Below are 6,328 nucleotides of genomic sequence, written 5' to 3'. Positions count from 1 at the left end.
GCGCTCACCTCTTCCGATGCACCCGCCAGCGCTTCCGCGCCGCTGTTCACCTCGGTCACCACCTGCGACAGCTTGTCGACCATGTGCTTCATCGCCTGCAGCAGCTGGGCGGTCTCGTCGCGGCCGGTGACGTCGATCTTCACCGTCAGGTCGCCTTCGGCCAGCCGGTTCGCGGCGTCGACCGCGCGGCCCAGCGGCTTGCTGACGCTGCGGCTGATGAAGAAGCCGAGCAGCAGGCCCAGCACCACGCCGCCGGCGATCGCACCGATCATCACGGTGCGGCTGCTGCGGTACAGGCCCTCGGTGTGCTCGGCGGCCGCCTTGGCGCGCTCTTCCTTCTGCCGGATCAGCTCGTCGAGCATCTCGTCGAGCTTGTTGGCCTTGTCGCGCACCAGGTCGAGCGACTGCGCCAGCACCTCGTCGCGGTCGGCGAGCTTCTTCGCCGACGCGAGCGTCAGCGCGCGCTGCATCTCGCGCTGGTAGTCCTCCGACAGCGTGCCGAACGCGGTGAAGACCTCTTTCGCGCGGTCGCTGACGAACAGCGGCTTGGCCTTCTCGATGTAGTCCTTCATCGACGCCAGGCTCTTCGCGATCGACGCCATGTGCTTGTCGCGCTCGGCCTGCGTGCTCGCCAGCAGGAAGTTCGAACGGGCGCGTCCGATGTAGATCAGGTTGATGTTGGCTTCCTTGATGTACGAGAGCCCCATCAGCTCCTTCGTGTACATGTTGTCGGCCAGCTCGTTCATCTGGCTGGTGTTGGAGATGCCGATGAAGCCGATCACGGCGCTGATCGAGGCGACGAGCATGAAGCCCGCGATCAGGCGGACGCCGATCTTGAAGTTGCTGAACATGGTGTGGTTCTCCCTGGAATCTGGTGGGGCAAAAACTGGTGAACTCAGGCGGCCGCGACCGGCGTGCCGGCGCTCTGCATCAGGGCCGGCACGTCGAGGATCAGCGCGACCTCGCCGCTGCCCAGGATGCTGGAGCCGCTGATGCCTCGGACCTGGCCGAACATCTTCGACAGCGGCTTGATGACGGTCTGCGCCTCGCCGAGCAGCGTGTCGACGACGAGGCCGAATTTCTGGCCGGCATGCTTGACGACGACGATGTTCGGCCGCGCGCTTTGCGGGCCGTCGATGTCGAACAACTCGCGCAGCCGGATGAACGGCAGCACCTCGCCGCGCAGGTCGGTGTAGTCGTGGCCGGTCTCCGCGCTGAACTCGACGCATTCGTCGACCATGTCGAGCGGCACGACGAACACCGCCTTGCCGACGCCGATCTGGAAGCCGTTGATGATGGCCAGCGTGAGCGGCAGCCGCACCGTGACGGTAGTGCCCTCGCCCGGCGTGCTGGCGATGCCGACGCTGCCGCGCAGCGCGACGATGTTGCGCTTGACGACGTCCATGCCGACACCGCGTCCGGACAGGTTGGTCACCTTCTCGGCGGTGGAGAAGCCGGGCTCGAAGATCAGCCCGTAGATCTCGGCATCGCTCAGCGTGCGGCCGGCCTCGACCAGGCCGCGCTCGACGGCCTTCGCGAGGATCTTCTCGCGGTTCAGGCCGCCGCCGTCGTCGCTGACCTCGATCACGATGCTGCCGGAGTCGTGGAATGCGTTCAGCATCACCGTGCCGCGGGCCGGCTTGCCGCGCGCGGCGCGCAGCTCGGCCGAATCGATGCCGTGGTCGATCGCGTTGCGCACCAGGTGGGTCAGCGGGTCGCCGATCTTCTCGACCACGGTCTTGTCGAGCTCGGTGTCCTCGCCGTTGACGACCAGGCCGATGTCCTTGCCGAGCTCGCGCGACACGTCATGCACCACGCGCTGGAAGCGGCTGAAGGTGGCACCGATCTTCACCATGCGCAGCTGCAGCGCGCTGTCGCGCACCTCCTCGACCAGGCCGGACAGCACCGAGTGGCATTCCTGCAGCTCGCTGTTGCGCGTCTTGCGCGAGATCAGGCTGGCGCCGGCCGACGCGATGATCAGCTCGCCGACCAGGTTGATCAGGTGGTCGAGCTTGTCGGCGTCGACGCGGATCGACTGGCTCTCCTGCGTCTTCGCGTCCTTCACGCGCTTCTGCTTCTCGAGCGCGGCCTCGACGACCGGCGGCGAGACGCGGCCCTGCTCGACCAGCACGGTGCCGATCAGCGGGGTCGGCACGGCTTCAGCCTGCGCGGCGAGCGCGGCTTCGAGTTCGTGGGCGGTCACGGTGCCGCAGCGCACCAGCATCTCGCCCAGGCGCGCCGATTCCTCGGGCATCGCCTTGATGAGGTCGATGTAGTCGCCGATGCGGCTGTGCGGCGGCACGATGCGCAGCGTGCAATCGTCGAGCACGAAATCGAACACGCCTTCGATCGCCGCCTTGTCGGCCTGGCTGCGGAAGGCGATCTCGAAGCCGAGGTAGCAGGACTCGGGGTCCATCCCGGCGGCCGGCGGCAGCGCGTCGGCCAGCGTCACGATGCCGACCACCTGGCCGAGCGTGCCGAGGAAGCGGATGAAGGACAGCGGGTCCATGCCGTTGCGCAGCACGTCGCGGCCGAAGCGCAGCGAGATGTGCCACAGGTCGGCATCGTGCGAATTGGCGGCGATGCGTTCGAACGCGGGCGCCGGTGCCGCCACGACGGCGCCGGACGACGGCTCGAGGTGCGCGCGCAGGCGCAGCAGCAGCGGCTCGCCGCGCTGCACCAGCGCCGGGTCGACCTGGTTCGGATCGGACTCGACCGCATCGACCAGCGCGCCGATGTGGTCGCCGCAGGCGAGCAGCAGCGAGACCAGCGGCTCGTCGACCGCGATGCGGCCTTCGCGCACCTCGTCGAGTACGCTCTCGACGACGTGCGTGAACGCCACCACCTGGTCGAGGCCGAACAGCCCGGCCGAGCCCTTGATGGTGTGGGCGGCGCGGAAGATCGCATTGATCGTCTCGGCCGGCTCGTCTTCCTCGCGCACGCGCAGCAGCGAGGCTTCCATGTCTTCCAGCAGCTCGCGGCTTTCCGCGAAGAAGGTCTGCAGGGCCTGGTCCATGTTCATCGGAATGCCTTCCAGGGAGAGGTCAGGCAGCGCGCTGCGCGGAGCCGACGACCAGCGGATCGCCGAAATGCGCGGCCAGGTCGAACAGCTCCAGCACCTCGACGACGGCCGGGCTGTGGTCGACCAGGCGCAGCGTGCGACCGGCGGCAGCGGCTTCGCGCTTGGCCAGCAGCAGCAGCTGCAGCCCGGCGCTGTCGAACTCGCCGACCTGCGACAGGTCGACCTCGAGCTCGGCGTGCTCCGCCACGGCGGCGAGCAGCGTCTGCTTCAGTTCGGCGGCGCGATAGATCGTCAGCTCGCCTTCGATGCGCAGAGAGCTCATGGCAGCACGAGCTTCTGCACGACGCCCAGCAGCTGCTCGGGCTTGAAGGGCTTGACGACCCAGGCCTTGGCGCCGGCTTCCTGGCCTTCCTTCTTCTTCGCCTCCTGCGACTCGGTGGTCAGCATCACGATCGGCGTGAACTTGTAGGCCGGCATCTGCTTGACCGCCTTCACGAGGCTGATGCCGTCCATGTTGGGCATGTTGACGTCGCTGATGATCAGGTGGACCTTCTGGCCGGTGAGCTGCTTCAGCGCGTCCTTGCCGTCGACCCCCTCGATCACGTCGTAGCCGGCTTGCTTCAGCGAAATGCTGACGACCTGCCGCACCGAGGCGGAGTCGTCGACGATCAGGATGTTCTTGGCCATGGTGTTGTGCTTCCCGGTCTGTCGTTGTCAAAAGAAAGTGATCTCTTCGCTCGCATCCGCGGCCTGCGCGCCCTGCCCGGCTTGCGCGCTGTGCAGCTGGCGCTCGTCGGCCATCGCGTAGGTCTTCTCCAGCTGGGCCAGCAGTGCGGCGCTGTCGACCGGCTGGAGCACGCCGTCGCGCTCGAAGCCTTCGCGGCTGCGCGTCAGCTCGGCCGGCAGCTGCTCGATGTTCTGGCGCACGTGCGACATCACCTGGCTGACGCGGTCCTGGAACTGCAGCTGCACCAGCGCCTCGCCGATCTCGCCCTGGATGCCGACGCTCTCGCGCTTGAGCACGTCGGCCGATGCGACCAGCGCATCGGTGACGGTGTGGAAGCCGCCGAGCACGCTGTTGATGGTGGTCTCGCAGGCGACGATGGACGCGGCCTCGCGCTCGGCCGACGCGTCGGCGCTGCGACGTGCGGTGGCGATCGCGTCGCCGATCAGCGCCACCTTGTCGGCCATGCGCCGGCCGGTCTCGCCGGAGGCGGCCGACAGCTTGCGCACCTCTTGTGCGAGCACCGAGAAGCCGCGGCCGGTCTCGCCGGCGTGCGCGGCCTCGATGGCGGCGTTSAKSGCSAGCAGGTTGGTCTGCGAGGCGATGTTGGCGACCTCGGCGGCCATCTCCTGCAACTCGGCGACGAAGCGGTTCAGGCTCTGCACCTCGTCGTGCATGGCGCCGTTGCTGGCCATCGCGGCGCGCAGCGAATCGAGCACGCCGTTCAGTTCCTTGCTGCTGTGCGCGAACACGGCCACCAGGCCCTGGTCGCTGCCCTGCATGTTGCCGGCGGCGAGGTTGGAGGCGCGCATCGCCTGGTCGAGCTTGTCGACGATGCCGCCGAAGCGCAGCGCGAGCTCGGAGATCGCGCTCTCCATCTGCGCGCGCGAGCTTTCGATGTGGCCGCCCCAGACCGGCAGCAGTTCGCGGCCGAGCCGCTCGGTGCCGGCAACGAAGGCCGCGGTGGCGTCACGCTGCTGGCGGCGCAGCGTGGCCTGGCGGCGGTCGAACAGCGCACCGGCGATGCCGAGGCCGGCGCCGACCAGCAACGCCCAGCCGTTCCAGCCGCTCGCGGCCCAGGTGGCGATGCCGCCGGCCAGGCCCATCGCGGTGCAGGCGAACGCGCTCGGCGACAGGCGGGAAGGTGGGGTGCTGGAGGACGGCACCGAGGGCGCCGCCTGTTGCACGGAGGGAAGGCTGTAGGAGGACATGCGTACTTGTCGGCATGCCCGGCGCGGAAATAAAGCGCGACGTGCGACGCGCAGGCCAAAAACTGTGCAGGCCTTGCGCAGTGCGTGTAAGAGACGGTAACAAGGACTCGGGTTAACCCGAAGGTGTCGGCGCGGAACAGCGTGTCAAAGAGGCTCGGCAGTCCCCCGGCGTTCACTCCTCTCTTGGTGAATCCATGTCGCAAGGGTTTGCCGCAATGCTGTGAAGGTTTTGCAGTACGACCTTCCGTCGTCGCCATCCGCAGCCGATCTCAGGCCGCGGATCCACTCTGAAATCAACCCATTCATCGCCGCATCCAGATCTGCCGACGCTCGTGTCGCCTCTCGTTCAAGAACGTCCACGGCCGTCTTGAGTTGCTCGTGCACCCCGGAAAGTGTCGGGTGGAGCATCATCCGCTCGACCAGGGTTGCGGCATGGTCGACTGCGAGCGTTCTCAATGACACCAGGGCGCGCTCGGTGTTTCCGCGCGGGCGGCTCTCTGGAAACTTGCGCTGACCGAGCGAGTGCGCGTTCGGCGACACCACCAACTCACTGGTGACGAGGCGATCCAGCACTGCCATGGTCTCGCAACAGGCTTGCCAATCGTAGCCACAGAGATCATCTTCAAAGTCGCGGATCAAATCACCGATCTCCTGGTGAAGCCGCTGGGGGAGGCTGGAACAGGCCCGCTTGCTTGCGTCATCGAGTTTTGCTTTGACATCGCAGAGGGTCGACGCCCATACCATCGATATCGTTTGACGGCGCTGGCGCTCTTCGTTCGCCCTCCCGAACTTGCTTTCGCTTTCATTGATGACCCGCTTCAGCGGACGCAAGGCCTCTCCCACGGGATCCCTCTTCAATCCGATATCTGTTCCGAGTTCCCGGATGAGCCCCTCGCCTCGACAGAATTCCTGGTCCACGACCCTCAGCCACGAAAAGGACCTGTCGACCAGGCCGGCCGGAAGCTGACTGCCCCGGACCAGCATGGAGAGGACAGCGCTCGCATACTCGCGCGACGCAAGCCGCCCCGCATGCAAGCGCGAGTAGACATCGTAGTCGTCGATGGAGATGGGCTCCCACATCACGGAAGGACGGGCTGTGACTGTCTGAACGGACATCGGTGAGCTCCAGGAGCAGTGTTTTGACAGACGCTCTGTCACCGCGACCGCCCGTTCGTTCCGTCGCCCGCAGACACAGCCCGCCGAAGCACCTTCAGGCCACGACAGCCTTGCCCCGCACCCCCGCCTTCGCATCGATCGCCAGCAGCACCCGCCGCAGCGCCCCCACCGCCTCGTCGACCTGCGCCCGCTCGATCACCAGCGGCGGCGCCAGCCGCACGACGGTGTGGTGCGTGTCCTTGGTCAGCACGCCTT

Annotated in this window: 6 protein-coding genes; all 6 read right to left on the bottom strand. The window is 67.2% G+C overall.

Annotated features, from left to right (window positions below):
* Positions 1-851, bottom strand: an 851-nt coding sequence (locus AC1D15_RS14520) for an MCP four helix bundle domain-containing protein (RefSeq protein WP_477826539.1), incomplete at its 3' end; no start/stop codon positions are given.
* 44 nt (positions 852-895) lie between these two features.
* A complete protein-coding gene (locus AC1D15_RS14515) occupies positions 896-3,022 on the bottom strand; it encodes a chemotaxis protein CheA (protein WP_477826538.1) in 2,127 nt (708 codons plus the stop codon).
* A gap of 22 nt (positions 3,023-3,044) precedes the next feature.
* Positions 3,045-3,344 carry an STAS domain-containing protein gene (locus AC1D15_RS14510; protein ID WP_465110737.1) on the bottom strand — a complete coding sequence of 100 codons (300 nt, stop codon included), beginning with the start codon at positions 3,342-3,344 and terminating at the stop codon, positions 3,045-3,047.
* Positions 3,341-3,709 carry a response regulator gene (locus AC1D15_RS14505; protein ID WP_047508981.1) on the bottom strand — a complete coding sequence of 123 codons (369 nt, stop codon included), beginning with the start codon at positions 3,707-3,709 and terminating at the stop codon, positions 3,341-3,343. The genes AC1D15_RS14510 and AC1D15_RS14505 overlap by 4 nt, the downstream gene beginning before the upstream one ends.
* Positions 3,710-3,736: 27 nt before the next feature.
* Positions 3,737-4,957, bottom strand: a complete 1,221-nt coding sequence (locus tag AC1D15_RS14500) for a methyl-accepting chemotaxis protein (RefSeq protein WP_477826537.1) — start codon at positions 4,955-4,957, stop codon at positions 3,737-3,739.
* A 144-nt stretch (positions 4,958-5,101) separates the two neighbouring features.
* Positions 5,102-6,073, bottom strand: coding sequence for a hypothetical protein (locus AC1D15_RS14495; RefSeq protein ID WP_477826536.1), 972 nt, complete (start codon positions 6,071-6,073; stop codon positions 5,102-5,104).
* Positions 6,074-6,328: the final 255 nt, after the last annotated feature.

Source organism: Rhizobacter sp. P2_H2, from assembly GCF_056403375.1.
This window is presented reverse-complemented; position numbering and strand designations above follow the sequence as displayed.